The sequence below is a fragment of the Flavobacterium frigidum genome, from assembly GCF_048286735.1.
GTDB lineage: Bacteria > Bacteroidota > Bacteroidia > Flavobacteriales > Flavobacteriaceae > Flavobacterium.
Map to the genome: position 1 here is coordinate 1 of NZ_JBLVPU010000048.1, position 1,579 is coordinate 1,579.

The following is a 1,579-nucleotide window of genomic DNA, read 5'->3' on the forward strand; positions in this document are numbered from 1 at the left end:
TCCTTCTGCTGAGGATACAACGTATACCTTTACATTCACCAATGGAACCGCTGGAAGTGCTGATTACACTACCACATCGCAAACAGTAACCGTACCTGCGGGTGCTACTACGGGAACGGTATCGGTAAATACAACTGCTGATACTATTGCAGAATCCAATGAGACCTTTACTATTGCCTCTGGAACCGCTTCGGCTACGGGAACAATTGTAGATAATGACGCTGCTCCAACTGTAGCGACTATCGCTGCTGCTTCGGCTACTGAAGGAAGTCCTGCTGTGTTTGAATTCAGCTTGATCAACCCTTCTGCTGTGGATACAACGTATACCTTTACATTCACCAATGGAACCGCTGGAAGTGCTGATTACACTACTACAAACGTTACCGTAACCGTACCTGCGGGTGCTACTACGGGAACCGTAAGTGTACCAACAACTGCCGATACGATTGATGAAAATAACGAAGACTTTAGCATTGCCTCTGGAACCGCTTCGACTACTGGAACAATTGTAGATAATGACGCTGCTCCAACTGTAGCGACTATCGCTGATGCTTCGGCTACTGAAGGAAGTCCTGCTGTGTTTGAATTCAGCTTGAGCAACCCGTCTGCTGTGGATACAACGTATACCTTTACATTCACCAATGGAACCGCTGGAAGTGCTGATTACACTACTACAAACGTTACCGTGACCGTACCTGCGGGTGCTACTACGGGAACCGTAAGTGTACCAACAACTGCCGATACGATTGATGAAAATAACGAAGACTTTAGCATTGCCTCTGGAACCGCTTCGGCTACGGGAACAATTGTAGATAATGACGCTGCTCCAACTGTAGCGACTATCGCTGCTGCTTCGGCTACTGAAGGAAGTCCTGCTGTGTTTGAATTCAGCTTGAGCAACCCGTCTGCTGTGGATACAACGTATACCTTTACATTCACCAATGGAACCGCTGGAAGTGCTGATTACACTACTACAAACGTTACCGTAACCGTACCTGCGGGTGCTACTACGGGAACCGTAAGTGTACCAACAACTACAGATACGATTGATGAAAATAACGAAGACTTTAGCATTGCTTCTGGAACTGCTTCGGCTACTGGAACAATCAATGATAATGATGCGGCTCCAACTGTAGCCACGATCACTCCTGCTTCGGCTACCGAAGGAAGTCCTGCTGTGTTTGAATTCAGCTTGAGCAATCCTTCTGCTGTGGATACAACGTATACCTTTACATTCACCAATGGAACTGCTGGAAGTGCTGATTACACTACCACATCGCAAACAGTAACCGTACCTGCGGGTGCTACTACGGGAACTGTTTCTGTACCAACAACAACCGATACGATTGATGAAAATAACGAAGACTTTAGCATTGCTTCTGGAACGGCTTCGGCTACTGGAACAATCAATGATAATGATGCGGCTCCAACTGTAGCCACGATCACTCCTGCTTCGGCTACCGAAGGAAGTCCTGTTGTGTTTGAATTCAGCTTGAGTAATCCTTCTGCTGAGGATACAACGTATACCTTTACATTCACCAATGGAACCGCTGGAAGTGCTGATTACACTACCACATCG

The 1,579-nt window shown here is 46.8% G+C and carries 1 protein-coding gene; it reads left to right on the forward strand.

All coding sequences use genetic code 11. The features are described from left to right. The coding region (locus ACNQGO_RS15355) for a beta strand repeat-containing protein (RefSeq protein ID WP_417985815.1) at positions 1-1,579 on the forward strand (1,579 nt) is incomplete at both ends.